The sequence below is a fragment of the Caballeronia sp. GAWG1-5s-s genome (assembly GCF_023631445.1).
GTDB lineage: Bacteria > Pseudomonadota > Gammaproteobacteria > Burkholderiales > Burkholderiaceae > Caballeronia.
On the sequence record NZ_JALQDC010000023.1, the window covers coordinates 78235 to 102949 of the forward strand.

General features: G+C 65.1%; 25 protein-coding genes. 8 read left to right on the forward strand and 17 right to left on the reverse strand.

Going from position 1 to position 24715, the window contains the following annotated elements; all coding sequences use genetic code 11:
• The first annotated feature begins 111 nt into the window (after positions 1 to 111).
• The gene (locus tag NCR34_RS16915) at positions 112 to 987 is read left to right on the forward strand and encodes a formate/nitrite transporter family protein (RefSeq protein ID WP_250500596.1); all 876 of its coding nucleotides are present in this window, start codon (positions 112 to 114) and stop codon (positions 985 to 987) included.
• 39 nt (positions 988 to 1026) lie between these two features.
• On the opposite strand, the gene NCR34_RS16920 is transcribed toward NCR34_RS16915, so the two are convergent.
• From NCR34_RS16920 to NCR34_RS16945, 6 genes are all read right to left on the reverse strand, one after another.
• On the reverse strand, positions 1027 to 1329 hold the full coding sequence (locus NCR34_RS16920) for a beta-xylosidase (RefSeq protein ID WP_250500597.1): 303 nt from the start codon (positions 1327 to 1329) through the stop codon (positions 1027 to 1029).
• A gap of 164 nt (positions 1330 to 1493) precedes the next feature.
• Positions 1494 to 1796 carry a hypothetical protein gene (locus NCR34_RS16925; RefSeq protein ID WP_248323193.1) on the reverse strand — a complete coding sequence of 101 codons (303 nt, stop codon included), beginning with the start codon at positions 1794 to 1796 and terminating at the stop codon, positions 1494 to 1496.
• Between the two features lie 312 nt (positions 1797 to 2108).
• Positions 2109 to 2399: a hypothetical protein gene (locus NCR34_RS16930; RefSeq protein WP_250500598.1), complete on the reverse strand. Its 291-nt coding sequence runs from the start codon at positions 2397 to 2399 to the stop codon at positions 2109 to 2111.
• Positions 2400 to 2417: 18 nt separating this feature from the next.
• Positions 2418 to 2750 (reverse strand): hypothetical protein, encoded by a 333-nt coding sequence (locus tag NCR34_RS16935; protein ID WP_250500599.1) that lies wholly within the window; start codon positions 2748 to 2750, stop codon positions 2418 to 2420.
• A gap of 120 nt (positions 2751 to 2870) precedes the next feature.
• On the reverse strand, positions 2871 to 4577 hold the full coding sequence (locus tag NCR34_RS16940) for a peptidoglycan D,D-transpeptidase FtsI family protein (RefSeq protein WP_250500600.1): 1707 nt from the start codon (positions 4575 to 4577) through the stop codon (positions 2871 to 2873).
• A gap of 12 nt (positions 4578 to 4589) precedes the next feature.
• Positions 4590 to 5465 carry an arylamine N-acetyltransferase family protein gene (locus tag NCR34_RS16945; RefSeq protein WP_250500601.1) on the reverse strand — a complete coding sequence of 292 codons (876 nt, stop codon included), beginning with the start codon at positions 5463 to 5465 and terminating at the stop codon, positions 4590 to 4592.
• 174 nt (positions 5466 to 5639) lie between these two features.
• On the opposite strand from NCR34_RS16945, the gene zwf reads away from it, so the two are divergent.
• The 3 genes from zwf to NCR34_RS16960 are packed head-to-tail and all read left to right on the forward strand — an operon-like array spanning position 5640 to position 8924.
• Positions 5640 to 7196 (forward strand): glucose-6-phosphate dehydrogenase, encoded by a 1557-nt coding sequence (gene zwf, locus NCR34_RS16950; protein ID WP_250500602.1) that lies wholly within the window; start codon positions 5640 to 5642, stop codon positions 7194 to 7196.
• Between the two features lie 16 nt (positions 7197 to 7212).
• The gene (locus NCR34_RS16955) at positions 7213 to 8046 is read left to right on the forward strand and encodes an ROK family protein (protein WP_284506596.1); all 834 of its coding nucleotides are present in this window, start codon (positions 7213 to 7215) and stop codon (positions 8044 to 8046) included.
• Positions 8043 to 8924 (forward strand): HAD family hydrolase, encoded by an 882-nt coding sequence (locus NCR34_RS16960; RefSeq protein WP_250500603.1) that lies wholly within the window; start codon positions 8043 to 8045, stop codon positions 8922 to 8924. Before NCR34_RS16955 ends, NCR34_RS16960 begins: the two co-directional genes overlap by 4 nt.
• A gap of 22 nt (positions 8925 to 8946) precedes the next feature.
• Here NCR34_RS16960 and infA read toward each other — a convergent pair whose 3' ends face one another.
• From infA to NCR34_RS16990, 6 genes are all read right to left on the reverse strand, one after another.
• Positions 8947 to 9216 carry a translation initiation factor IF-1 gene (infA, locus tag NCR34_RS16965; protein ID WP_175941889.1) on the reverse strand — a complete coding sequence of 90 codons (270 nt, stop codon included), beginning with the start codon at positions 9214 to 9216 and terminating at the stop codon, positions 8947 to 8949.
• A 513-nt stretch (positions 9217 to 9729) separates the two neighbouring features.
• Positions 9730 to 10707 (reverse strand): magnesium/cobalt transporter CorA, encoded by a 978-nt coding sequence (gene corA, locus NCR34_RS16970; RefSeq protein WP_248323200.1) that lies wholly within the window; start codon positions 10705 to 10707, stop codon positions 9730 to 9732.
• Positions 10708 to 10869: 162 nt separating this feature from the next.
• Positions 10870 to 11307: a bactofilin family protein gene (locus tag NCR34_RS16975; protein WP_248323201.1), complete on the reverse strand. Its 438-nt coding sequence runs from the start codon at positions 11305 to 11307 to the stop codon at positions 10870 to 10872.
• Positions 11308 to 11382: 75 nt separating this feature from the next.
• Entirely contained in the window at positions 11383 to 11739 is a 357-nt protein-coding gene (locus NCR34_RS16980) for a hypothetical protein (RefSeq protein WP_250500604.1), read from the reverse strand.
• Positions 11726 to 12706 (reverse strand): M23 family metallopeptidase, encoded by a 981-nt coding sequence (locus NCR34_RS16985; protein ID WP_250500605.1) that lies wholly within the window; start codon positions 12704 to 12706, stop codon positions 11726 to 11728. Before NCR34_RS16985 ends, NCR34_RS16980 begins: the two co-directional genes overlap by 14 nt.
• A 308-nt stretch (positions 12707 to 13014) precedes the next feature.
• Positions 13015 to 13977: a LysR family transcriptional regulator gene (locus NCR34_RS16990; protein ID WP_250500606.1), complete on the reverse strand. Its 963-nt coding sequence runs from the start codon at positions 13975 to 13977 to the stop codon at positions 13015 to 13017.
• A gap of 187 nt (positions 13978 to 14164) precedes the next feature.
• Here NCR34_RS16990 and NCR34_RS16995 point away from each other — a divergent pair, with 187 nt between their 5' ends.
• The 3 genes from NCR34_RS16995 to NCR34_RS17005 all read left to right on the forward strand — a co-directional run bounded on the left by NCR34_RS16995 (position 14165) and on the right by NCR34_RS17005 (position 17232).
• Complete coding sequence (locus NCR34_RS16995) at positions 14165 to 15709, forward strand: CoA-acylating methylmalonate-semialdehyde dehydrogenase (protein ID WP_502800097.1); 1545 nt, start codon at positions 14165 to 14167, stop codon at positions 15707 to 15709.
• A gap of 17 nt (positions 15710 to 15726) precedes the next feature.
• Positions 15727 to 16614, forward strand: coding sequence for a 3-hydroxyisobutyrate dehydrogenase (gene mmsB, locus NCR34_RS17000; RefSeq protein WP_250500607.1), 888 nt, complete (start codon positions 15727 to 15729; stop codon positions 16612 to 16614).
• A 261-nt stretch (positions 16615 to 16875) separates the two neighbouring features.
• On the forward strand, positions 16876 to 17232 hold the full coding sequence (locus NCR34_RS17005) for a hypothetical protein (RefSeq protein ID WP_206468467.1): 357 nt from the start codon (positions 16876 to 16878) through the stop codon (positions 17230 to 17232).
• A gap of 82 nt (positions 17233 to 17314) precedes the next feature.
• On the opposite strand, the gene NCR34_RS17010 is transcribed toward NCR34_RS17005, so the two are convergent.
• From NCR34_RS17010 to glgC, 4 genes are all read right to left on the reverse strand, one after another.
• Complete coding sequence (locus NCR34_RS17010; RefSeq protein ID WP_250500608.1) at positions 17315 to 18751, reverse strand: dihydrolipoyl dehydrogenase; 1437 nt, start codon at positions 18749 to 18751, stop codon at positions 17315 to 17317.
• 7 nt (positions 18752 to 18758) lie between these two features.
• Complete coding sequence (locus tag NCR34_RS17015) at positions 18759 to 19559, reverse strand: SDR family oxidoreductase (RefSeq protein ID WP_250500609.1); 801 nt, start codon at positions 19557 to 19559, stop codon at positions 18759 to 18761.
• 70 nt (positions 19560 to 19629) lie between these two features.
• Positions 19630 to 21093, reverse strand: a complete 1464-nt coding sequence (glgA, locus tag NCR34_RS17020) for a glycogen synthase GlgA (protein ID WP_250500610.1) — start codon at positions 21091 to 21093, stop codon at positions 19630 to 19632.
• 78 nt (positions 21094 to 21171) lie between these two features.
• On the reverse strand, positions 21172 to 22446 hold the full coding sequence (gene glgC, locus NCR34_RS17025) for a glucose-1-phosphate adenylyltransferase (protein ID WP_248323209.1): 1275 nt from the start codon (positions 22444 to 22446) through the stop codon (positions 21172 to 21174).
• A 408-nt stretch (positions 22447 to 22854) separates the two neighbouring features.
• Here glgC and pdxY point away from each other — a divergent pair, with 408 nt between their 5' ends.
• On the forward strand, positions 22855 to 23736 hold the full coding sequence (gene pdxY, locus NCR34_RS17030; protein WP_175941861.1) for a pyridoxal kinase PdxY: 882 nt from the start codon (positions 22855 to 22857) through the stop codon (positions 23734 to 23736).
• A gap of 3 nt (positions 23737 to 23739) precedes the next feature.
• On the opposite strand, the gene NCR34_RS17035 is transcribed toward pdxY, so the two are convergent.
• Positions 23740 to 24219 carry a hypothetical protein gene (locus tag NCR34_RS17035; protein WP_250500611.1) on the reverse strand — a complete coding sequence of 160 codons (480 nt, stop codon included), beginning with the start codon at positions 24217 to 24219 and terminating at the stop codon, positions 23740 to 23742.
• Positions 24220 to 24715 lie beyond the last annotated feature (496 nt).

Consider the following 24715-nt stretch of genomic DNA (forward strand, 5'->3'; position numbering starts at 1 on the left):
TTCGCCTTCGCGCCAGCTTTCGTTTTCCTGATGCGGGCATCGTTTCTGCTGTCGATGAGCGCCTGCCGTTCATCGGCTTCGGCATGAACGGCTCTCAGGGAGAACACAACCATGGCAGATACGCAGGACAACTCGCGCGAGGGTTCAGCAGGCGCGGAATCACCGAATCTCGACGATGCACAACGCGAACAGGCGGCCGAGCATTCCACGCCACACGCGCTCGTCATTCACGAAATCGTGCGGGAGGAAGGCGAGGCCGCGATGGAGCGCACCTTCGCCGCGTTGATGTGGTCCGCGCTCGCCGCCGGCCTGTCGATGGGCTTCTCGTTTCTCGTGCAGTCCATACTGGAAAGCGCGGTGCCCGAGTCGCAGTCGAGCCACCTCGTCACGAGCCTCGGCTATACCATCGGCTTCGTGTTCGTCATTCTGGGGCGGCAGCAGCTTTTCACGGAAAGCACGCTGACGGCGGTGCTGCCTGTCCTCACGCGCCGCGACATGAAGACGGTCGCCAAGACCGTGCGCCTGTGGATCATCGTGCTGGTGTTCAATCTGATCGGCACGGCGATCTTCGCGGGCCTGCTGCAACTTCCCGGCGTGTTCTCGCCTGAAGTGACCGAGGCGCTCGCCAAGGTGGCGAAGGCGCCGTATGCCGGCAGCTTCGGCGTGACCTTGGCGCGGGCGTTGTTCGCGGGCTGGCTGATCGCGTTGATGGTCTGGTTGCTGCCGAGCGCGAGATCGGCGCGTCTGCTCACGATTCTGCTCGTCACGTACACGGTCGCGGTCGCGAAGCTCTCGCACGTGATCGCGGGCTCCGTCGAAGCGGCTTATGGGGTGATGTCGGGCGCGGCCAGCGTTTCCGACTACTTCCTCGTGTTCCTCGTGCCGACGCTCATCGGGAATATTCTCGGCGGCGTGTCGCTCGTGGCGATTGTGAATCACGCCGCCATCGCGCCGGAAATCAACGGCACGGCGCAGAACGCGGACTAAGCGGATCAAGCGGACCGAGCCGACGTACGGCGCGGCGCGCTACTTGTTGTTGCCCGCGCCGGTGCCGTACAGCCCGTTGTTGAAGCCGCCGGCGCCGTTCGTCGAGTGTTCCTTGCCGACGGTCGGGCCGCGCGATGCGCCCGCCGCGTCCTTCGACTGCGGCTTCTGCGTCTCATGCACGGCGACGCCGGACGGATTGGCCCGCGCGGTCGAATCGGACGTGCGGTTCTCCTGCTGATCCGAGCCTTCCGGTTTCGTGATCTGCGCGCTGGCGCACACGCTGGTTGCGGCGGCGAAGCACGCGAGCAGCGTGGCGGCGATTCGTTTGCGTGATGCGGACATGAGGTCTCCATGCAGTTCGTGAGCCAAGAGCCGAGCACGAACGATGCCTGAGAAGCGTCTCCGCCGTGTCGGCTCAAGTCTCTCGCTGCGAGCCTGCGCGCCCGCCGGCCGGACCGTGCGGGCGATGAGCGTCGCGCACGTGGCGCGAGTGGCGAAAGCGGCGGTCAGGCCGCTTTCGCCCAAAGCCTATTGGTCGACCTTTTGCGGCTGCCGCCGTCGCGCGGATGAATGTGGACGGCATCGAGTGCGGCGCGCAGCGCCTGAATGCGCTGCTTCTGCGCGGGCACGAGCGCATAGCCGCTGACGACAGCCGCGAGCCGCTCGCGCCAGTATTCGACGTTGAGCGTTCCGGACGACTGGCTCTTCATCGCGCGAAGCTGCGCCACGGCGCGTTCGATATGCTGCAACTCGACGTCCGCCATCGCCGAGGGCAGCAGGCTGCCCTTGGTCTCGCTCTTCTTCTTCATTGTTGGTCTTCCTCTCAGCCGCGCGGCGTGACGCTGTCTCGCGTCTCCCATCGCACGGGCACCCCGTTCACCCACGCGCTTTCTATTGAAACGTCGCGGGCGGCCCTTGCTCATTTTCTGAAATTGTTCGGGCGTGACCGGCAGGCGTAATCCGCAGTCTTGCTCGGCGGCTGCCAACGGTACGACCGTTGACAAAAATGTACGCAACGGGGGCCTGTTGCCTCCGTCTGTCATCGCACATTGATCAAGGGGCTGGCGCGTTTTTCGATGCTGCGCCGCGCCACGCCGAGCAAGCAGAGGCGGGCGGCGAGCTTAGTCCGCGTCGTCGGAGGAAGGCTTTTCCGCGCGCTTGCCGCTGCGCCCGATCTGCGCTTCGAGCGCTTCGTCGAGCTTGCTCACCTTGCGCGGTTTCGCCGGTTCGCGTGCGTTGACGAACGCGATGAAGTCGTCCATCGGCAACGGGTCGCACAGCTTCTTCGAGCCTTCGGCCGCGCGTTCTACCAGATAGAAGTAGCCGCCCGGCATGCTCACGGCCGCGTAATGCGAATTGCCGCTGCGCGTCTTCAGCCGTTCGACGGCGCTGATGGCTCGTGTCGAGCGCATGATGCTAGGCCCGTCCGCTCACGGCGCGCACTTCTTGCCCGCGCCTTCGATCCACATGTTCGACACGTGGCGCTCGCCGGGGTAGAAGCGGTAGGTGGTCTCGCCGTTGTCGTAGCGGACCTTGACGACGTTCGAGTCGCCGAATTCGAGCATGGTGCCTTGCGGAATCGCCGTCTGCTTGTAGGTGGCGTTGTGTTTCTTCGCTTCGTCGGCGATGCACTGGACGATGCTCGCAACTTCGTTATGCGTCGATGCGGCTTCGACTTCCGGCTGGCCGGCGTCTTCGTTATGAAAGCGGCCGCAAGCGGCGATGAGAAGGGGCAGCGCGAGGGCCGCAGCGAGTTTCTTCATGATCTTCCCGGTATGAGGGTATGGATTCGAACGCTCCATTAGAGCACAGCGTCTTTACAGTTCGGCGCAGTGTCGGACGAAGCAACCTACGAGCCCGCACGTCTAAGGGAAGCGCCTCGTTCACGCGTCCGGCGGCACGCCCAGAAGCGGCAACGTCCCTCCGACGATGCCCGAGAACACCGGCCCCGCGACGGTCCCGCCGTAGTACGCGCCGCCCGATGGCTCGTCGATCATCACGGCGACGATCACGCGCGGATCGCTCATCGGCGCGATGCCGACGAACGACGCGCGATATTTGTTCGCCGCATACGACCGCCCGACCTGCTTGCGCGCCGTGCCCGTCTTTCCGCCCACGCGATAGCCCTCGACCGCGGCGGCGCGTCCGGTGCCGTCCGATCCTGTGGCCGCTTCGAGCATGTTGCGCACGGCGGCGGCCGTCGCGGGCTGCACGACCTGCGTGCCCGCGCGGCGCGTTTCGCCGTGGATGAGCGTCGCGGCATGAAAGCGCCCGTCGCCGGCATACGCCGTGTAGATCTGCGCGATCTGCAAGAGCGAGAGCGACAGGCCGTAGCCGTAGGCCATCGTCGCCTGTTCGATCGGCTTCCAACGTTCAGGCGCGCGCAGCCGTCCCGTGGCCGCGCCGGGAAACGTCAGTTCCGGCGCCTGTCCGATGCCGTATTCGCGGTACTTGTCCCAGATGGTCCGCGCGGGAATCTTCAGCGCGAGCTGCGTCAGCGCCACGTTGCTCGACATCTGCACGGCCTCCGACACCGTGATGACGCCATGATTCGACGTGTCGTGAATCACGTTCGGCCCGATCTTCAGCGTGCCGGGATTCGTGTCGATGCGCGTGTCCGGCCGCACGTGACCGAGGTCGATGGCGAGCGCGGCCACGAGCGGCTTGATGGTCGAGCCCGGCTCGAACGTATCCGTGAGCGCGCGGTTGCGAAGCTGCTCGCCCGTGAGACGGCGGCGGTCGTTCGGATCGAAGCTCGGGTAATTGGCGAGCGCCAGCACTTCGCCGTTCTTCGCGTCCAGCACGACGACGCTGCCCGCGCGCGCCCGATGTTTCGCGACGGCCGCCTTGAGTTGCGAATGCGCGAGTTGCTGGATGCGCCGGTCGATCGTCAAGTGGATGGTTTCGCCGTTCTGCGGCATCTCCGTTTCGCCGATCTGCGACACCACGCGCCCGAGCCGGTCGCGGATGACTTCGCGCTGCCCGGCCGAACCGGCGAGGCGCGCGTCCGCGGCAAGCTCCACGCCTTCCTGGCCCCGATCCTCGTTGTCCGTGAAGCCGACGACATGCGCCGCCGATTCGCCTTCGGGATAGAAGCGTTTGGTGTCCGGCACGAGCGTGATGCCCGCGCGACCGATTTCCGCGATGCGCTCGGCCGTCTCTGCCTCTACCTGGCGCTTGAGCAACACGAAGCTGCGATCCGTGCCGATGCGGCGGCTGAGTTCGCTCGCCGGAAAGTCGAGCAGCTTGGCGATGTCGTCGGCGCGGGCGGCGTCGAAACGCTTCGGGCTCGCCCAGACCTCGTACGTGGCGAGGCTGACCGCGAGCATCGCGCCGTTTCTGTCGACGATGCGCCCGCGCGTGGCGTCGAGCGCGAGCGTTCGCTGGTAGCGCTTCTGTCCTTCGCCGATATAGAACGCGTGGTCGACCACCTGCACCCACAGCGCGCGCCCGGCGAGCGCGAGGAACGCGGCGGTGACGCCCGCGAGCACGAACGTCGAGCGCCACGCGGGCAGCCGTTGCGCGAGCATGGCGCTGCGATGATGCGTATGGAATTCGCGGCTGCCGCGCGTCTTATTGCTTTTGAACATCGGCGCGATGCGTCAGGCGGGATCGGACTGCGCGAGGCGCGCGAGCGCGGCGTCGAGATCGGACGAAGGGATGGAGCCGTCCGCATCGGGCAGACGAATGCCGAGATCCTCGCTCAGTACGCGCCGAAGCGCTTCGACGCCGACCAGTTCGCGATGCGTGGTGCCGTCGCGTTCGTCGTGCAGCGATAGACGCTGGTCGAAAAGACCGTAGCGGCGCCCCGGCGCGAGCCGCGCTGCGAGCAGGTGATGCACGAAGACCGACTGCGGATACGTGGAGACGAAGTAGTTCGACATCTCGTAGTCGATGTCGTATTGCGGATCGAAGTCGAAGCGGTAGATGGCCGTCCACGTCCCGTCGATCAGCGCTTCCATCCGATAGTTTGGCAGGCCCGCATCCCAGTCGATGCGTTGCAGCCTGAACGCGCCGTGCGGCGTGATCTGCTCCAGACCGCCTTGCAGCGCGAGCGGCGCGGAAAGCGTCATGCCGCCGAAGCCGACATCCGCGACGAACGCGCCTTCGTCGAGTTCCACGACGAGCAGCATATGCGAGCGCGGCGGCATGACCGATGCATCGCGGCCCCACAGCACGCGGCCCGCGTAGCTTTTCACGCGAAAACCCAGTGCTTCGAGTACGCTGCGGAAAAGCAGATTGTGTTCGTAGCAGTAACCGCCGCGCCGGTTCGTGACGAGCTTGCGTTGAATCGAGGCGAGATCGATCCGGATCGGACGGCCGAGCAGCACGTCGAGATTTTCGAACGGTATCGCCTGCGGATGTAGCAGATGCAGCGCGCGCAGCGTGTCGAGCGTGGGCGCGGGCCGGTCGCCGCCGCCGAAGCCGATGCGTGCGAAGTAGGCGGGCAGGTCGATGAGCGTGTCGGGTGATGTCATATCGATGTTGGCCTCGTGCTGCGAAGTCGCGCAAGCATTCTACGACACGCGAAGCGGAAAATTACAGATGGCCTACAAACGAAGCGGGCGCCGTAAGAAGCGATGCGCGATTGAACTGTGCCGCGTCGCCGGAGGTCTTTCCATTTTCGCTCAACGGATGAGGACACCCACGTCATGCCGAACGATGCAGACAATAGCAGTCAGGCAAGTGCTTCGAAGCCGTCTTCAGCGTCGCCCGCAGCGAAGCGCCGCGCGCCTGCGTGCACGCTCGTGATCTTCGGCGCGGGCGGCGATCTCACGCGGCGGCTTCTGATGCCCGCGCTCTACAACCTGTCCGCCGACGGTCTGCTCGACGACGACATGCAGATCATCGGCGTGAATCACGGCGAGCGCGAGACCTCCGCGTGGCGCGACGAGCTCACCGAGTCGCTGCGCAAGTTCGCCGCCGACAAGGCCAGCACCTTCCATACGTCGAAGCTGAACGAAGACGCGTGGAATCGCGTCGCGAACAAGCTCGAATACTTCGCGGGCGAGTTCGACGACGAGGAGACCTTCGCGCGGCTCGAAGCGCGTCTCACCGAGATGAAGAGCCGCAATGTCGTGTTCTATCTCGCGGTAAGCGCGCGGTTCTTTGCGCCGATCGCGGAACACCTCGGGCGTGCCGGGCTGCTGGAGGAGCAAGACGGCGCCTTCAGGCGGCTAGTCATCGAAAAGCCGTTCGGCACCGACCTCGCTTCGGCGCAGGCGCTCAACCGCTGCATCCTCGCGTATGCGAAGGAACCGCAGATTTATCGCATCGACCATTTTCTCGGCAAGGACACGGTGCAAAGCATTCTGGCCGTGCGCTTCGCGAACGCCATGTTCGAGCCGGTCTGGCGACGCGAATACATCGATCACGTGCAGATCACGGCGTCGGAGACCATCGGCGTGGAAGGGCGCGGCAGCTTCTACGAGCAGACGGGCGCGTTCCGCGACATGGTGCCGAACCATCTCTTTCAGCTGCTCGGCATGGTGGCGATGGAACCACCCAATTCCTTCGACGCCGAAGCTGTGCGCGACAAGAAGGCCGAGGTCTTCGACGCGATGAAGCCGCTTTCGGCGCGCGACGTGGTGTTCGGGCAATATGAAGCCGGCGCGGCGGGACCGGGTTATCGCGAAGAGCCGGGTGTCGCGAAGGACAGCCGCACCGAAACGTATGCGGCGGCGCGCGTGTTCATCGAAAACTGGCGCTGGGCCGGCGTGCCCTTCTATCTGCGCACCGGCAAGCGGCTGACGGAGCGCCGCACGGAGATATCGGTGCAACTGAAGGCGGTTCCGTTCCGGCTGTTCCGCGACACGCCCGTCGACGAGCTGACGCCGAACGTCTACACGCTGCGTATCGACCCGGCGCACGGCACGACCTTCGACTTCAACGTCAAGGTGCCGGGCCCGGTCATGCAGATGGGCGCGGTGCGCTCGTCGTTCGATTACGGCGACTTCTTCGCCGAGCGCGCGAACGTGGGCTATGAAACGCTGCTCTACGACTGCATGCTCGGCGACGAAACGCTGTTTCAGCGCGCCGACAGCATCGAGACGGCGTGGGCGGCGGTGGATCGCGTGCTGCATCCGGAGAGCGAACTGCCGGTACATGGCTACGCGGCGGGCAGCGCCGGCCCGGAGGAGGCGGACCGTCTGCTCGCCGAAGACGGCCGCGCGTGGCGTCCGCTGACCGACAACCGCAAGAAGAACTGAATATTGGATAACAACGATGACCAGCGTGAGCACGGAAACCCGAACGAAGCAAAGAAAGCGCGCGAGCACCGCGAAGGGCGCGGTGAAGGCGGACCGCATTCTCGCCATCGACATCGGCGGGACGGGGCTGAAGGCCGCGGTGCTGTCCGAAGACGGCGAGATGAAAAGCGAGCGCGTGCGCGTGCCGACGCCCAAGCCCGCGATGCCTGATGTAATCGTCGATACGCTCGTCGCGCTCGTGCAGCCGATTCTCACCGAGCCGCCGACGCACATTTCGATCGGCTTTCCCGGCGTGGTGCGCGATAACGTCGTGCTGACGGCGCCGAATCTGGGCAACGAATACTGGCAGCGCGTGCCGCTCGCGGACATGATCTCGCAGCGTCTCGGCGGCATGCCGGCGCGTATGATCAACGATGCCGAAATGCAAGGACTCGCGGCTATCGAAGGTCGTGGTCTGGAGTTCGTGCTGACGCTCGGCACGGGCGCGGGCACCGCGCTCTTTCGCGACGGCGAACTGATGCCGCATCTGGAACTGGCGCATCATCCTGTGTCGAAAAGCCGAACCTACGACGAATACATCGGCAACGCCGCGCGCGAGAAAGCCGGCAACAAGCGCTGGAACCGCCGCGTCGAGAAGGTGCTCGGCATTCTCGACACGCTCGTCAATTTCGACAAGCTCTGGATCGGCGGAGGCAACGCCACGCATCTGAACTTCGAGTTGCCGCCGAACGTGGCGGTCGTATCGAACGCGGCGGGGATCGAGGGCGGCGCGAAGCTGTGGCATCCGCGCTCGGTTCGCGAGACTCGCCAACTCTCCGACTTCAATCAGCGCGAAGGAGCGCCTTCATGAATGCCAATAGCCAATTCGGTTTGCACAGCATAAGCGGCGACGCCGCCGCCGCGTTCGAGGCGCTCGCGCACGTCCAACTCGTCGTGTCGGACTGCGACGGCACGCTGCTTCACACCGACAAGTCGATCAGCGAGCCCGCGAAGGACGCGGTGCGGCGTCTGCGGCAAGCGGGCGTCGAGTTCACCGTCGCGAGCAGCCGGCCGGGCGCGGGCATGCGCTATATCGTGGAGACGCTCGGCGTCGACATGCCGTATGCGTCGTATAACGGCGGCAATCTCGTTCAGCCGGGCACGTGGGAAGTGCTCGCCGCGCACAAGCTGCCGCGCGATGCCGTGCAGACGTCGCTGGAGGCGCTCGCGTCGGCGGGCGTGGATGCGTGGGTGTTCGTCGGCGACGTGTGGTATCTGACCAATCCCGACGGCGCGTATGTGCCGCGCGAACGGCGCACGGTCGGCTATGACGGCGTGCTCGTGCAGCGTTTCGACGATGTGGATCTGGATGCCGTCGACAAGATCGTCGGTTCGACGGCGGACGCGCCGCTGCTCGAACGCGTGGAAGCGCAGTTGCAGACTCAACTCGAAGGGCGCGCGAACGCGGCGCGCTCGCAAAGCTATTACCTCGACATCACGCACCTGCTCGCCAACAAGGGCGACGCGGTGCGCGAACTGGCGAAGCGCCGGAACGTGCCGCTCGAGCGCGTGGCCGTGCTCGGCGACATGACCAACGATATCGCGATGTTCGAGATCGCGGGGACGTCGATTGCGATGGGACAGGCGTCGGAGGCGGTGCAACGACGCGCGAGCCTCGTCTCGTCGACGAACGACGAGGACGGCTTCGCGGTGGGAATCAACGCGCTCTTGTCGGCGCGTGGGGTGTAGCGTGTAGCGTGATATGGCTGGTTTAACGGCGGCGCATCGGCGCGCGGGCTGCACCGCCGCCGCTTGCGCGTTCGTCTTTGTGACGGAAGTTGATGCGGCCCTTCGTCATGTCATACACCGACATCTCCAGCGTCACGCGGTCGCCGGCCAGAATGCGGATGTGGTTCTTGCGCATGCGGCCCGAGGCATACGCGCCGACGACGACGCCATTGTCCAGCGTCACGCGATAGCGGCTGTCGGGAAGCACTTCGTCAACGATACCGTCGAGTTCGATGAGTTCTTCTTTCGCCATTTGAGCTCCTGTTCAAGTAATAGTGGGTGCCGCGCCGCTCGACGCCACGCAACGGCATTCGCGAGTGTCGGCGGGCGACGGTGCGCAGAGCGCATCGCCGCTGCAACGCGTCGGAAGCGAAGTCGGGCGTGATCCGGCGCGCTCGAACGACGAACGCGCCGCGTCTTGCTTTCAGGCTCGTGGCGAGCTTGACGGCATAGGCCGGAACGACGGAACTCGCCTTCGAGCGGCAAGCCCTGGCCGGCATGACCGGGACGGCGACGCCGGCTCCCCGCGAGGCTTCGACCGAGATTCAGGGCGATGCCGCGAGTGCCGATGTGCGGTGTGATGCGGTGAATGGGTCTGCTGTGACTGGCAGGTGCGGTCAGAAAGCGGAAAAACAAGCTACTGACCAAGCACTGAGTCTGCGTCGCGACAGAATCCGTTTAGACAGAGGAAACCGCGCAAAAGTTCCTTGCGCGATGCCCGGCGAGTGATGCTGTGTTCTTGCGATGACTTCGCATCGACCCCGTATTATAACCAACCTGCCTTCTTGAAGCGCCAGAACAGCACGATATCGACCAGCAACATCGCGCCGATGCATGCCGGATAGCCATACGTCCAGTCCAGCTCCGGTATCCGGTGGAAGTTCATGCCGTAGATGCCGGCAATCATCGTCGGGACCGCGAAAAGTGCGGCGAACGAGCCGAGGCGCTTCGTGACTTCGCTTTCCGCCAGCGCGATCAGGCCGAGGTTCACCTGAATGGCCGTCACGATCATTTCCCGGCGGCCTTCGATCGTCTTCACGATGCGCAGCAGGTGGTCGTAGACGTCGCGGAAATATTCCTGCATGCCCGCGCATACGCCCGGCGGCCGCCCGCCGTAGAGCTTGCTCACGGCTTCGAGCAGCGGCGCCGTGTGATGCTGCATGAGCGTCATGCGGCGCTTGAGCGAGTACAGGTCCTCGATGATCTCGCGCGACGCAGCCGAGCCGTTGCGCTCGAAGATGCGCTCCTCCACTTCGTCGAGCGCGTTGCCGAGTGATTCCAGCACGGGGAAATAGCGATCGACGACGGCATCGAGCAGCGCGTACATCACGAACGCCGGGCCGTGCTTGAGCAACTGCGGCTCGCGCTCGCAGCGTTTGCGCACTTCTTGGAACCCTTGCGTGGTGCGGTTGCGCACGGAGATCACGTAGTTGCGCCCGACGAACACGTTGATCTCGCCGACGAGCAGTTCGCCTTCCTCGTCGAATTCGACGGTATGGAACACCGCGAAAAGCGAATCGCCGTACTCCTCGATCTTCGGTCGCTGATGCCCGTGTTGCGCGTCCTCGACGGCCAGTTCATGCAGGCCGAACTGATGCGCCATGTGCGCGAGTTCGCCCGGACCGGGCTCCTTCAACGCGACCCAGATGAACGAGTCGGGCAGGTCCCGGTACGCATTGATGTCGTCGATCTGTACATCTGCGAGCTTTCGGCCGTTCTGATAAGCCGCGCAATTGACCAGCATGGGGCGCCCTTGTTATCTCGATGTAATCAGCCGCGCGCCGCCTTTTGTAAGTGCACAAGATGCACAGGATGCAAGACAGGCGCGGGCGCGCGGACTTCCTCGTGGAAATCTTAGCGGATCGCGACGCGCGACGCGCCCTGTATTTGCACGCGCGCGCGGCGTTCAGCTTGCCGTGTAGTCGAGCTGCGGCACGACTTCCGTGGCGGGCAGCGCGGCCACGTTCGACTGCATCGCGTCGAGCTTGGTCAGCTTGCCTTCGACCGTCGCGCCGACGTCCATGCGCAGCTTCTGATAGTAGATGTTGCCGTGCACATGCGCATTCGACTGAAGCTCGACGAAATGCGCGACCATCACGTCGCCGACCACGCGGCCGTTGATGATGACGTCGTAGGCGCTCACGTTGCCGTGAATCGCGCCCTGATCGCTCACGACGAGCAGCGATTCGTCGCCGGCGCGGCCGGTCACGTTGCCGGTCACCTGACCGTCCATGCGCAGGCCTTCGCTGAATTCGAGGTCGCCCGAGATATGGACATTCTGCGCGATCAGAGTGGAGAGCTTGGCCGGCTTGACGCCTTGCGAGTCTTTCTTCGATGAGAACATGGCGGTTCCTTGCGATGCGGTAAAGGATGGCTTCCGACGATCACGCGCCATTGCGTGCTCGGTCGGTCGGATGAATCAGCGTTGCTTCTTCAAAAAGGCGAGGTCGGTTTGCAGCCGCTCGATCTGCGCGGCGCTTTGCATCGCGCGCTGTTCGAGCGCGGCGCGCGCTGCCGTCTGCTGTTCCAGCGCGAACTGCGCGTGGGCCAGTTCTTCGCGCAGCTTTTGCTCGGACATGGGCGGCGCGCAGAGCACGTCGAGTTTGCGCGCCTGTTCGTGCGAGGTCTTGAGCGCGTAGCCGGCCGCGACGAGCGCGCCGATCGCGCAGATGGCCGCGATCACGCCAGGGATATACGCGGTGCTGCGCTTGGGCGTGAGCGCATAGGAATGTTGGGTCAGCTTCAGCGAGACCCGCTTCGAATCAGCCTTGCGCATTGGGTTTCTGCCTGAAGAGCATGAGATAAGCCTTCGGATTGAGCTGCGCGCCGCCCACGATCACTTCGAAGTGCAGGTGCGGCCCGGTCGAACGGCCCGTCGAGCCGACTTCGGCGATCTCGTCGCCCGGCATCACGTACTGGCCTTCGGTCACGAGAATGCGCGACGCGTGGCCGTAGCGCGTCACCGTGCCGTTGCCGTGGCGGATATCCACCGCGTTGCCGTAGCCGTTGCGCTCGCCCGCCTGAATGACGCGCCCGCCCGCGCTCGCGAGAATCGGCGTGCCGGTCGGCGCGACGAGATCGAGTCCCGGATGAAAGCTCACGTGTCCGGTGAACGGATCGATCCGGTTGCCGTAAGGCGAGCCGAAGTGCGAGCCGGGCGCGGGATCGCGGCCGGGAAACGCCATGTACGCGGTGTAATGCGCAATCGCCTGGCCTTGCAACTGCGAGAGCGTGTCGCTCAGGCAGCCGATGACCTTTTGCGCATCCTTGAGGCGCTGCGAAGGCGTGCCGTCGTGCGCGCGCTCCGCGTTGCAAAGACGCGGCGGCAGTTCCGGACCGCCCGCGCCGTCGAGCGCGCTGGCGGCGCCTTCGCTGTCGGGCAGCGGCGGCACGTCGTGCACGCCGGCGGCCGTGCCCGCGCCGGGCGCGGCCTTCAGCCGGTTATCGAAATCACGCAACTCGCCGACCTGAGCCGCGAGCGCCGCGACGCGCGGCACGAGCGCGCCGATGTCGGCGTCGATGCGCCCGAGCTGCTCGATCTCATAGGAACGGCGCGACACGAACGCCTGCTCCTCGCCGAGATGACTGCGCGCGAACGTCGTGCCGATCGCAATGCCGAGCGCGAGCGCGGCGATCAGAAGCGCGATCAGTCCGATGACGGCGATGGTGCGAGCCGTGCGCGCTTCGACGAAGCGCACGCGCTGGCTCGACACGGAGCGTCTTGACCAGATGACGAACGACATCAGCGAACGGCGTGCAGTGAGCCGGCGCGCGCGTCCGGACGGGGTTGAATTAGGAGAAAGCTCAATCGATTCACGGAGATAGCAACGCCGCGACGGACGACGCGATAAAGCGGGCCGGCAGCGGGCCGGCGATTATGCCGCACGGTGCCCGGCGCGCCGACAGTTCGTCGGGATGGCGAATCAAATTTATACGAATCCGGCGGATGATGCCGATTGCCGATGCGTGAACGCATCGGCGGAAAGCGGCCATTAAACCACTTGGGCGCGCGAACAACGTCAAAAAGGTTGAACCTATCTCGAAAGTATGTTCAGGACGACTTGATGTCGACCCAGCCGATCTCGGGCGCGTCGCCCATGAGAAACGCGTAGTTCAGCTCCGCGGCGGCGCGCAGGTAGTCCCAGACGGCGGTGATGCGCCTCAGCCGGCGCAAGTCTTCGCGACACGACAGGAAGAACGCGCGCGTCACGACGATCTCTTCCGGCAGCACGGGCACGAGCCGCGCGTCGGGCGACGCCATGAAGCACGGCAGGATGGCGAGCGCGCGTCCCTGCAACGCGGCGTGATACTGCGCGATCGCGCTCGTGCTGCGCCAGCGCGACACCGCGCCCGGCACCGCGCGCTCCAGATACAGCAGTTCGTGACTGAACGCGAGGTCGTCGATATAGCTCGCGAAGCGATGCTCGCGCAGATCGTCTTTCGCGCGGATCGGCGCGTGGGCGTCGAGATAGCCGGGCGTCGCGTAGAGCTTCAGGCGATAGTCGCAGAGCTTCGTGTAGACGTATTGGCCTTGCTCGGGGCGTTCGAGCGTCACCGCGATATCCGCCTCCCGCTTCGAGAGGCTCACGAAATGCGGCACCGGCAACAGGTCGATGGAGATGTTCGGATGCGCGTCCTGAAACCGCGCGAGATGCGGCGCGAGAAAGAAGCAGCCGAAGCCTTCCGTCGACCCGACCCGCACGTGCCCCGACAGCGCGTGCCCCGTGTTGGCGATCTGCTCGGCGGCGGACTGCACCGTGGTTTCCATCGCGTCGACGAAACCGAGCAGGCGCTGGCCCTCGGCGGTCAGCACGAAGCCGCCGCTGCGCGATTTGTCGAAGAGCAGCGTGCCGAGCGCGTCCTCCAGCGCGCGCACGCGCCGCGCGACCGTCGTGTAATCGACGCCCAGGCGCTTGGCCGCGCCGCTCGCGCGCTGCGTGCGCGCCACTTCGAGGAAATAGCGCAGGTCGTCCCAGTTCAGTTTCGCGGCGTCGAACTTCGGGCCTTTTTGCATATCGGTCGGGTGTTTTTCTAGTGCCAGGGCGGACTTTTGCATAACTATACTCAAAGGCACGAGCCTGCCGAATAGCGGGCCGAGACCTATAACGGAGACGACATGCCTTTCCCCTCGACGCTCTGTCCGCGTCACGCCCGCGCGTCTTCGCTCCTTTCTCCGCACCGTTCCAATCGAGGAGTCATCCGTGAATATCGTTGCTGAACATCCGGCGCAGGGTGTGCGCCCCGGCGCGTCCGTGCGCACCGCCAAACTGCTGATCGACGGCGCGTTCGTCGAATCGAAAACGGGCGAATGGCGGGACATCGTCAATCCGGCGACGCAGGAAGTCGTCGGCCGCGTGCCGTTCGCGACGACGGACGAGGTGAACGCCGCCGTCGCCGCCGCGCAGAAGGCGTTCGAGACGTGGCGCACGACGCCGCTCGGCACGCGCATGCGGCTCATGCTTCGCTTTCAGGACCTGATTCGCCAGAACATGAAGCGCATCGCGCAGACGCTGACGGCCGAGCAGGGCAAGACGCTCGCGGACGCGGAAGGCGACATCTTCCGCGGCCTCGAAGTGGTGGAACACGCGTGCGGCATCGGCACGCTGCAAATGGGCGAATTCGCGGAGAACGTCGCGGGCGGCGTCGACACGTACACGCTGCGCCAGCCCATCGGCGTCTGCGCCGGCATCACGCCCTTCAATTTCCCCGCGATGATCCCGCTCTGGATGTTCCCGATGGCGATCGTCTGCGGCAACACCTTCGTGCTGAAGCCGTCCGAACAAGACCCGCTTTCGACGATGGAGCTGGTCGAACTGGCGATGGAAGCGGGCGTGCCGCCGGGCGTGCTCAACGTCGTGCATGGCGGCAAAGAGGTGGTCGATGCGCTCTGCACGCATCCGGATATCAAGGCCGTCTCGTTCGTCGGCTCGACGGCGGTCGGCACGCACGTGTACAACCTCGCCAGCCAGCACGGCAAGCGCGTCCAGTCGATGATGGGCGCGAAGAACCACGCCGTCGTGCTCCCGGACGCGAACAAGGAGCAGACGCTCAACGCGCTGGCCGGCGCGGGCTTCGGCGCGGCGGGGCAGCGTTGCATGGCGACGTCGGTGGTCGTGCTCGTGGGCGCGTCGAAGGACTGGCTGCCGGATCTCGTCGAACGCGCGCGGTCGCTGAAGGTGAACGCGGGCACGGAGCCGGGCGCAGACCTCGGGCCGGTCGTGTCCCGCGCGGCGAAGGAGCGGATTCTCGGCATGATCGCGAAAGGCGTGGAGGAGGGCGCGACGCTCGCGCTCGACGGCCGCGATATCACCGTGACCGGCTACGAGAACGGCAACTTCATCGGTCCGACCATTTTCTCGGACGTGACCACCGACATGGCCATCTACCAGACGGAGATTTTCGGGCCGGTGCTGTGCGTGCTGGAAGCGGCCACGCTCGACGACGCTATCGCGCTCGTCAACCGCAATCCGATGGGCAACGGCGTTGGTCTCTTCACGCAGAGCGGCGCGGCGGCGCGCAAGTTCCAGAGCGAGATCGACATCGGACAAGTGGGCATCAACATTCCGATTCCGGTGCCGGTGCCGTCGTTCAGCTTCACCGGTTCGCGCGGCTCGAAGCTCGGCGATCTGGGGCCATACGGCAAGCAGGTCGTGCAGTTCTACACGCAGACGAAGACAGTCACGGCGCGCTGGTTCGACGACGCCGCCGTGAACGACGGCGTCAACACGACCATCTCGCTCCGATAACGACAAGGAGACACGCGATGCGAATCGGTTTTATCGGCTTGGGGCACATGGGCGGCCCGATGGCCGCGAATCTGCTGAAAGCGGGTCACGCGGTGACGGCTTTCGACCTGTCGCCGCCGGCGCTCGACGCGGCGAAAACGGCGGGCGCGACGCTCGCCAGTTCGCCGCGCGCGGCGTCCGAAGGCGCGGAAGTCGTCATCACGATGCTGCCCGCCGCGCCGCACGTCAAAGCCGTGTATCTGAACGACGACGGCGTGCTGGCGGGCGTGAGCGCGGGCGTGCCGCTCATCGACAGCAGCACGATCGATCCGGCCACCGCGAAGCTCATCGGCGAGGCCGCGGCGGCGCACGGCAATCCGTTCGCGGATGCGCCGGTCTCGGGCGGCGTGGTCGGCGCGCAGGCGGGCACGCTCACCTTCATGGTCGGCGCGGACGAGGCGCTCTTCGAAACGCTGCGGCCGGTGCTCTCGGGCATGGGCAAGAACATGGTGCGCTGCGGCGACACGGGCACCGGACAGATCGCGAAGATCTGCAATAACCTCTTGCTCGGCATCTCGATGATCGGCGTCGCCGAAGCGATGAAGCTCGGCGAAACGCTGGGCATCGATCCTTCGAAGCTGGCAGCGATCATCAACACGTCGACGGGGCGGTGCTGGAGTTCGGATACGTGTAATCCCTATCCGGGTATTGTCGAGACATCGCCGGCATCGCGCGGTTATAGCGGCGGCTTCGGCGCGGACCTGATGCTCAAGGATCTCGGCCTCGCCGTGGACGCGGCGCGCGCCGCAAAGCAGCCTGTTTTCATGGGCGCAATCGCGCAGCAACTCTATCAGTCGATGAGTCAGCAAGGTCTCGGCGGACTCGATTTTTCAGGCATTATCAAGCTATACGGCAAACATGAGTGAGTGGGTTCGGCACGCACGTGCGTGCCGAATCTGAGAGCCGGAATAACTGCTTTATTAAGTTGCACTGCACAATGCTTCGCGCTGCGGCTTACTGGGCGGAGTTATCGGGATTACGATGATTCGCTTTCCAAAAAAATGTCCTATTCTGAAAGCACGACGCGCGTGTGCCGTTCAGTTCCACACCAGGAGAAACGGTGTCGCGCGCGCCTCCGATGCAGGCGACGAGCCCGGTCTTTCGGGCGATCAGATGAGGAGCACGCGATGCAAGTTACACGTCATTTGAATATGGAACTCCGGCATGCCACGATGCCGACTTATGTAGCCAGCTATTTCTTTCCGTTGCTGCTTTTGGCATACGAAGCCTGGCGAGTGGGATCCTGGGTCGCGGTGAACGGCTTCAACTTCATGAACTTCAATGCGATGGGCTACGAGTTCGCGTTGATGATCGCCGTATTCGCCATGCAGGTTATCGTGGAAATCGCGTTCCTCGCGGGGGCCGTGCTGACGCGCCATAAAGATGTCGGCCACCGGCTGGCAAATCTGCTGCTTGGGCTGTTCTGCTCGATGGTCGTGCTCGGCTTCGACCTTGCGCTGCAATATGGGTTGAGCGGAAGCTGATCCACGGCGCAGTTTAGTCGTCACAAAGCAAAGGCCGGCTGTTTCGACAGCCGGCCTTTGTGTTTTGCCGAAGCGCGTCGTGCTAGCAGCCCGCCGCGCTCGCGAGGTTCGGCGGCTTGGCGGCGCGTTCGGCGTACCACTTCTCGCTGGCGTCGCGCAACGCGGTGCGCAAGCCTTCCTCGACAACCGGGTGATAGAACGGCAGCTTCAGCGCGTCGTCGAGCGTCAGTTCGAGTTGGATCGCCCAGGCGAGCAAATGGCCGACGTGCTCTAGCGCCGGGCCGCAGCCTTGCGCGCCGCGCAGTCGGCCGGTTTTCGCGTCGGCGTAGACGTGCAGCAGGCCGCGGTTGTGGCGCATGACGCGGCTGCGTCCCTGCGTTTCGAACGACACCGCGCCCGTGACCGTCATTTGCTTGTCGAGCGATTCGTACGACGCGCCGACGATAACCACCTGCGGCTCGCAGAACACGATCGAGAACGGAATCTTGCGCTTCACCGGCTGCACGTCGGGGAAACGCGCGGCGTTCTCGCCGGCGAGCTTGCCTTCGTCGGCGGCGTCCTGTAGCCACGGACGCGTGCCGTCGCAGTCGCCGGCAAGGAAGATCGCGCTGTCGCCGCACTGCATCGTGGATTCGTCGAAGCGCGGCACGCCTTTTTCGTTCAGTTCGATGCCGGCGTGTTCCAGCGCGAGCGGCTTCGGATTCGGCGCGCGGCCCGTGGCGGCGAGCACGAGGTCGAACTGCTCGGTGCGCGTGGCGCCGTCGCGGGACTTGAAGCGCAGCGTCGGCCGGCCGTCTTCCAGCGACATGTGTTCGATGTCGCCGTCCGGATCGAGATAGAACTCGTCGGCGAGCGCCGCCGTGAGCGCGTCGCGCACCGGCGTGTCGGACAGCGCCGCGACGCTGCCGCCCTTGCCGAACATGAAGACTTCCACCGACAGTCTCGCGAGCGCCTGTCCCAGTTCCAGCGAGAGCGGCCCGGTGCCGAACACGGTCACGCGCTTAGGCAGCGTGCGCAGTTCGAAGAGATCGTCGCTCGTGATGAGCTTGTCGCCGAAGACCTTGAGCTCGTCGGGCACGCTCGCCGCCGCGCCCGTCGCGATGACGACGCTTTTCGCCTCGACCCGGGTGCTGTCGCCGACGCGAAGTCGCCCCGGCGCTTCGAAGCGCGCCTGTCCGCGCAGCAATGAGCCGTCCGGGAACGCGTCGATTTCCTCGACGATACCGCGCACGAAGTGATCGCGCTCCCCGCGCACGTAGTCCATGACGCGCGCCGAGTCGACATCGAGCGCGTGCGTGCCTTCGATGCCGCGCGCCGCGAGCGAGCGGGCGTCGTGCAGGCCGTTCGCGGCGGCGAGCAGCAGCTTCGACGGCATGCAGCCAACGCGCGCGCACGTCGTCCCCAGTTCGCCGCTTTCGATCAGCACCGTCTTCGCGCCCGCATCGCGCGCCGCGCTAAACGCGGCCATGCCGGCCGTACCCGCGCCGATCACGGCGACGTCCACTTTCACAGAGTCCATAGGCGAATCAGCCGTTGTCGGCGAAACCCGGATACAGCGTCATGCCGCCATCGACGAAAAGCGTCGTGCCGACGACGTAATCGCTGTCATCGGACGCGAGCCACACGGCGGCGCGGCCGATGTCGTCCACCTCGCCGATCCGTCCGTACGGCACGAGCGTCAGCAGGCGGTCGAGCGCCTCTTTCGAATCCCACGCGTCCTGGTTGATCGGCGTTCGGATCGCGCCCGGCGCGATCGAATTGACGCGAATGCGCTGCGGCGCGACCTCCTGCGCGAGCGACTTCATCAGCATCTGAATGCCGCCCTTGGACGAAGCGTAATTCACGTGTCCCGCCCACGGAATGACTTCGTGCACCGAACTCATGCAGATGATCTTGCCGAGCGCCTTCGACACCGGCCGCGGCCCGCGCCGCATGAACTCGCGCACCGCGCGCTGCGCCGTCAGGAATTGCCCGGTCAGATTCGTGTCGATGACCTTGCGCCACTCGTCGAGCGTCATGTCGACGAACTTCGCGTCCTGCTGCAATCCCGAATTCGCGACGACGATATCCACCGTGCCGTAGCGCTTCACGACGGCGTCGAACATGGCGTCGACGGCTTTCTCGTCTGACACGTCCGCGCCGACGGCGAACGCCTCGCCGCCGAGCGCCGCGATCTCGTCGGCCAGCTTTTCGGCCGGCTCCGCGTGCGAGTGATAGTTGATGGCGACGTGCGCGCCGGCGTCCGCCAGCGCTTTCGCGACGCCCGCGCCGATGCCGGAGCTGCCGCCGGTCACGAGCGCGATCTGGCCTGCGAGGGCTTTTTGCATGAGGCTTCCTGATGTCGGTTGATCCGTTGTGAAGCCGCAGCAAGGTGCGCGCCCGACATGCGACGCATTCTCAAGCGCCGAGGAGTTGCCGGTAGACCTCGGCGTAACGTTGCGCCGCCGTCTCCCAACCGAAGTTCTGCGTCATCGCGCGCTTGACGACCGTCTTCCACTCGGTGCGGCGCGCCTTCAGCGCAAACGCACGGCGAATCGACGCGACCATGCCCGCGCGCTGGAATCGGTCGAAGACGAAACCGGTGGCCGTGTCGTCGGCGAGATTTTCGAGCGAGCAATCGACGACCGTGTCCGCGAGGCCGCCCACGCAATGCACGAGCGGCAACGAGCCGTAGGCGAGCGCGTACAACTGCGTGAGCCCGCAGGGTTCGAAGCGCGACGGCACCATCACGACGTCGCTGCCCGCGATGATCGAATGCGAGAGGGTTTCGTCGAAGCCGAGCTCGACCGCCACCGCGCCCGGATGCGCCGCCGCGGCGTTCTTGAGGCCGGTTTCCAGCGCCGGGTCGCCGGTGCCGAGCACGACGAGCTGCCCGCCGCGCTGCACGATCTCGGGCACCGCCGACAGCAGCAGATCGATGCCTTTCTGCTCGGTGAGCCGGCTGACGACGCCGAAGAGCAGCGCGTCGTCGTCGCGTGTCAGTCCCATGCGCTCCTGTAGCGCCGTCTTGCACTTGCTCTTGCCGGCGGGTTTCGCGGCGGTATAGCGGGTGGCGATCGCGTCGTCGATGGCGGGGCTCCAGATCGCATAGTCGACGCCGTTCAGAATGCCGCTGATGTCGTGCGTGCGCGTTTGCAGCAGGCCGTGCAGGCCCGCGCCCTGCGCTTGCGTCTGGATTTCGCGGGCGTAGGTCGGGCTGACAGTCGTGATGCGGTCCGCGTAGTACAGGCCGGCTTTGAGGAACGAAGTCTGGCCGTAGAACTCGACGCCTTCCACCGCGAAGAAATCGGCCGGCAATTGCAGCGCGCCGAATTGCGACGCGGGAAAGACGCCCTGATACGCCAGGTTGTGCACAGTCATGACGGTCGGCACGCGCGGCGCGCCGCCACGCTCGAACGCGCGCAGATAGGCTGGCGCGAGGCCCGCGTGCCAGTCGTGCGCATGGACGATATGCGGCCGCCACGCGGGATCGGCGCCCGTCGCGATGCGCGCGGCGCTCCAGCCGAGCAGCGCGAAGCGGCGGTCGCTGTCAGCGTACGGCTTGTGCGACGCGTCCAGATACGGATTGCCCGGACGGTCATAGAACTGATCGGCGCGCACGACATAGACCACGACGCCGTGCGGCTGCAACACGCCGCGTTCGAGGCGCACGTCGCCGGCGCCGAACGCCGCGCCGAGGCTTGTCACCGGCTGGATGTCGGAGAGCCCGGCGATCACGGCCGGAAAGCCGGGCAGCACGACGCGCACGTCCGCGCCGAGCTGCGATTGCGCGGGCGGCAGCGCGCCGACCACATCGGCGAGGCCGCCAGTTTTCAGAAGCGGAAACATTTCTGCCGCGACATGCAGCACGCATACGGTCATCGGCGCTCCCGTCGATTATGGTTGACTGCGTTATCGGGCGAGCGGCGCGCCCGCCCCCGGTCCGGCCTGGACTCGCGATCAGCGCTCGGCGAGCCGCGCGAGCGCATCGCGCGTAACGAGCGTGACGCCCGACTCGGTGCGGAAGAACCGCGCGGCGTCTTCTTCGGGATCCTCGCCGATCACGAGACCCTCGGGCACCGTGCAGCCGCGGTCGATCACCACGCGCTGCAACCGGCAACTCGGTCCCACCGTCACCTGAGGCAACAAGACTGCCTCGTTGATGTTACAGAACGAGTGCACGCGCACCGCCGACGAAAACACCGACTTCGACACCTGCGAGCCGGAAATCACGCAGCCGCCGCAGACCAGCAGATTCGTGATCGCGCCTTGCTGGCCGTTCAGGTCGCGCACGAACTTGCCGGGCGGCAGCTGCTCCTGATTGGTCCAGATCGGCCACTTGCGGTCGTAGAGATCGAGTTGCGGAATCGTCGACGCGAGATCGAGATTCGCGGCCCAATAGGCGTCGACGGTGCCGACATCGCGCCAGTAGGCGGGCGCGTTCGGATCGTTGTCGGACGTGACGCAGGACATGCCGAACGGATGCGCGATCGCCCGGCCGCTCGTCACAACGCGCGGAATGATGTCCTTGCCGAAATCGTGGTCCGTGCTCGACGCGGCGATGTTCTCTTCGAGCAGTTGATACAGATACTTCGCGCTGAACACATAGATGCCCATGCTCGCGAGCGCAATGTCGGGCTTGCCGGGCATGGCGGGCGGATCGGCGGGCTTCTCCAGAAACGCGGTGACGCGGCGGTTCTCGTCGACGTGCATCACGCCGAAGGCCGTCGCCTCCATGCGAGGCACTTCGATGCAGCCGACCGTGCAGTCCGCGCCGCTCTCGACGTGGTCGAGCACCATGCGCGTGTAGTCCATCTTGTAGACGTGATCGCCCGCGAGCACGATGATGAATTCCGGCGCGATCGACCGGATGATGTCGAGATTCTGGAACACGGCATCGGCCGTGCCGCGATACCAGCTCGAATCGACGCGCTGCTGCGCCGGCCAGATGTCGATGAATTCGTTGAACTCGCCGCGCAGGAAACCCCAGCCGCGCTGAAGATGGCGCAACAGCGAATGTGCCTTGTACTGCGTGACGACCGCGATGCGGCGAATGCCCGAATTGAGGCAATTGGACAGCGCGAAGTCGATGATGCGGTATTTGCCGCCGAAGTGGACGGCGGGTTTGACCCGCTTGTCCGTGAGCGGCCCGAGACGCGTGCCGCGACCGCCGGCGAGGACGATTGCGAGCGTGGACTTCTGCAAGTCGGTGCGATTCTTTGACGGCGTCTCCATGTCGGCTCCTGATTTTGACCTGCGTCTGTTGATGTCGTGTGGATGCTAGGCGGTGCTTCGATCCTCGTGGGTTTGGCGGCCGCTGCGTCGGGCGGTGCGCGCGTTGATGTTCGTAGCATTATCGGCGCGCGTTCGAATCCTGCGGGGCTGGCGTTCGAATTTTTGTTGCCGGCAGGCATTGGTCGTCGAGCGCACCGAGCAAGGCATATGCCAGAGCGCGTGTCGCGAAGCGCGGGGTGTGGCGCGGCGGCGCTGTTGCATGCGCGCGACTGGACAAAATGCGGCGCCGCAATTTATAACGAGCACGCGATGCCGCGCGGGGCGTTGGCGCGGCACAATACACAATGGCCCGCCGGATCGACTTTCACCGCCGTCTCACAGCCTCCTTGCCAGTCCGGAAATGACAACATGAACAATGTCCTGAGTATCCAGTCGCACGTCGTGTTCGGGCATGCGGGCAACAGCGCGGCGGTCTTTCCCATGCGGCGGCTCGGCGTCAACGTCTGGCCGCTCAACACGGTGCAGTTCTCCAATCACACGCAATACGGCCGCTGGACCGGCGGCGTGGTGGATGCCGAGGAACTGCAAAGCGTGATCGAAGGCATCGGCGCGATCGGCGTGCTCGCGCGCTGCAACGCGGTGCTCTCCGGCTATCTCGGCGCGACGGAGCAGGGCCGCGCGGTCGTCGAGATCGTCAAGATGGTGAAGGCCGTGAATCCGCGCGCGCTCTACTTCTGCGATCCGGTGATGGGCGTGGAGGGCGGCTGCACGGTCGCGCCCGGCATCGAAGATTTCCTCGTCACGACGATGCCCGAAGTCGCCGATGCGATCATGCCCAATCACAACGAGCTTCAGAAGCTCACCGGGCGGACCATCGAGACCGTCGAGGAAGCCGTCGATGCCTGCCGCGAAGTCATCGCGCGGGGGCCGCGCGTCGTGCTCGTCAAGCATCTGCTGGATCGCAACAGCCGCGCCGATACGTTCAACATGCTCGCCGTCAGCGCGAACGAGGCGTGGTTCGCGCAGCGGCCGCTGTATCCGTTCGCGCGGCAGCCGGTCGGCGTCGGCGATCTCACGAGCGCGGTGTTCGTCGCGCGCACGCTGCTCGGCGACTCGCTTCGCAACGCGCTCGAACATACGCTCGCGGCCGTCAACGCCGTGGTGAAGGCCACCTACGAGGCGGGGCGCTACGAACTGGAGATCGTGGCGTCGCAAGACGAAATCGCGAAACCGACCGACCGCTTTCCCGCCATTCGCGTGACCGGTAACGCGCCGGCCGCCGCCCGCTGAAGATCAGGCGGCAGCCGCTGCCGCCATCGCCCTGAAGTTCTCGGGCGTGGCGAACGCCCGATACTCGGCCTGCATCTCGGGCGTGAGGAATTCGAGCATCGTGGCGTTCTCGATCCAGAACTCGATCACGTCGAAGAAATGGTCGCCGCGCGTGCAACGCACGGCGCGCCAGCCTTCGCGCTCGCCGATCGCCAGCACGTCGGCGGCGCTGCGCTGCGTCGCGATAGCCATATGGAACGCGCTGTATTGCGGCCGCTCGACCGTGCCCGCGCCATAGCTCACGCTGGTTTCGTGTCCGCCGCCGGGCGTGATCACGCGATCGCTCGGATAGACCTCGATGATGCTGCCGCGCTCATCGCCCGCGACGGCCATCCATGCATCGGGAAACGGCGAGAAGGGCGCGGCAAAGCCGTCCCATAGTTCAGCGAGCACGTGCGCGACGTGCTTCGGGTCGCGGGCGGGAATAGACGCGTGAAAAATCATATGAGCACTCCGGTAGAGAGCGGCGCGGTTGCATGAGGCAATGCGCGTGGATGCTTTCACGCGGCGCTAGTGAGTGTCAATTAGCGTTGTCCGCGACATTGCGGATTAATACTTTGTTTTGTCTTCCGGATTCTTTTTGTCTCGTCATTTGAATGACTAATAGCCGCGCAATACACCTCGAACTTTTAATAGCCCGACAAATACACTTGCGGCAATTAGCCTTGAACGTTACGCTTCGTTCCACCAGCGATTTATCCATTCGCAGGTGCACGTTTCTCCATTGCTCAGAATCTTTGAGCCATTACAAAACAGCGCCCGTCAGGGCGTGATTCTGTGGCCAGTGCTTGCGTCGGGCTAATTCGACCGCATGCAAAAGCCATATAGGCAAAACTTGCGCGCATGAGACCAGCGCCTCGGAGCGAAACACCCGTTTCGCCCGGTCTTATGTCGTGCGCGACGTTTTGTTTGCTCGATTCACGCAGAAGGCATGCATGCG

What these genes read in the sequence shown, in the direction of transcription:
- NCR34_RS16915 (WP_250500596.1), top strand. Translation starts at nt 112, where the DNA reads ATGGCAGATACGCAGGACAACTCGCGCGAGGGTTCAGCAGGCGCGGAA.
- NCR34_RS16920 (WP_250500597.1), bottom strand. Translation starts at nt 1,329, where the DNA reads ATGTCCGCATCACGCAAACGAATCGCCGCCACGCTGCTCGCGTGCTTC.
- NCR34_RS16925 (WP_248323193.1), bottom strand. Translation starts at nt 1,796, where the DNA reads ATGAAGAAGAAGAGCGAGACCAAGGGCAGCCTGCTGCCCTCGGCGATG.
- NCR34_RS16930 (WP_250500598.1), bottom strand. Translation starts at nt 2,399, where the DNA reads ATGCGCTCGACACGAGCCATCAGCGCCGTCGAACGGCTGAAGACGCGC.
- NCR34_RS16935 (WP_250500599.1), bottom strand. Translation starts at nt 2,750, where the DNA reads ATGAAGAAACTCGCTGCGGCCCTCGCGCTGCCCCTTCTCATCGCCGCT.
- NCR34_RS16940 (WP_250500600.1), bottom strand. Translation starts at nt 4,577, where the DNA reads ATGTTCAAAAGCAATAAGACGCGCGGCAGCCGCGAATTCCATACGCAT.
- NCR34_RS16945 (WP_250500601.1), bottom strand. Translation starts at nt 5,465, where the DNA reads ATGACATCACCCGACACGCTCATCGACCTGCCCGCCTACTTCGCACGC.
- zwf (WP_250500602.1), top strand. Translation starts at nt 5,640, where the DNA reads ATGCCGAACGATGCAGACAATAGCAGTCAGGCAAGTGCTTCGAAGCCG.
- NCR34_RS16955 (WP_284506596.1), top strand. Translation starts at nt 7,213, where the DNA reads ATGACCAGCGTGAGCACGGAAACCCGAACGAAGCAAAGAAAGCGCGCG.
- NCR34_RS16960 (WP_250500603.1), top strand. Translation starts at nt 8,043, where the DNA reads ATGAATGCCAATAGCCAATTCGGTTTGCACAGCATAAGCGGCGACGCC.
- infA (WP_175941889.1), bottom strand. Translation starts at nt 9,216, where the DNA reads ATGGCGAAAGAAGAACTCATCGAACTCGACGGTATCGTTGACGAAGTG.
- corA (WP_248323200.1), bottom strand. Translation starts at nt 10,707, where the DNA reads ATGCTGGTCAATTGCGCGGCTTATCAGAACGGCCGAAAGCTCGCAGAT.
- NCR34_RS16975 (WP_248323201.1), bottom strand. Translation starts at nt 11,307, where the DNA reads ATGTTCTCATCGAAGAAAGACTCGCAAGGCGTCAAGCCGGCCAAGCTC.
- NCR34_RS16980 (WP_250500604.1), bottom strand. Translation starts at nt 11,739, where the DNA reads ATGCGCAAGGCTGATTCGAAGCGGGTCTCGCTGAAGCTGACCCAACAT.
- NCR34_RS16985 (WP_250500605.1), bottom strand. Translation starts at nt 12,706, where the DNA reads ATGTCGTTCGTCATCTGGTCAAGACGCTCCGTGTCGAGCCAGCGCGTG.
- NCR34_RS16990 (WP_250500606.1), bottom strand. Translation starts at nt 13,977, where the DNA reads ATGCAAAAAGGCCCGAAGTTCGACGCCGCGAAACTGAACTGGGACGAC.
- mmsB (WP_250500607.1), top strand. Translation starts at nt 15,727, where the DNA reads ATGCGAATCGGTTTTATCGGCTTGGGGCACATGGGCGGCCCGATGGCC.
- NCR34_RS17005 (WP_206468467.1), top strand. Translation starts at nt 16,876, where the DNA reads ATGCAAGTTACACGTCATTTGAATATGGAACTCCGGCATGCCACGATG.
- NCR34_RS17010 (WP_250500608.1), bottom strand. Translation starts at nt 18,751, where the DNA reads ATGGACTCTGTGAAAGTGGACGTCGCCGTGATCGGCGCGGGTACGGCC.
- NCR34_RS17015 (WP_250500609.1), bottom strand. Translation starts at nt 19,559, where the DNA reads ATGCAAAAAGCCCTCGCAGGCCAGATCGCGCTCGTGACCGGCGGCAGC.
- glgA (WP_250500610.1), bottom strand. Translation starts at nt 21,093, where the DNA reads ATGACCGTATGCGTGCTGCATGTCGCGGCAGAAATGTTTCCGCTTCTG.
- glgC (WP_248323209.1), bottom strand. Translation starts at nt 22,446, where the DNA reads ATGGAGACGCCGTCAAAGAATCGCACCGACTTGCAGAAGTCCACGCTC.
- pdxY (WP_175941861.1), top strand. Translation starts at nt 22,855, where the DNA reads ATGAACAATGTCCTGAGTATCCAGTCGCACGTCGTGTTCGGGCATGCG.
- NCR34_RS17035 (WP_250500611.1), bottom strand. Translation starts at nt 24,219, where the DNA reads ATGATTTTTCACGCGTCTATTCCCGCCCGCGACCCGAAGCACGTCGCG.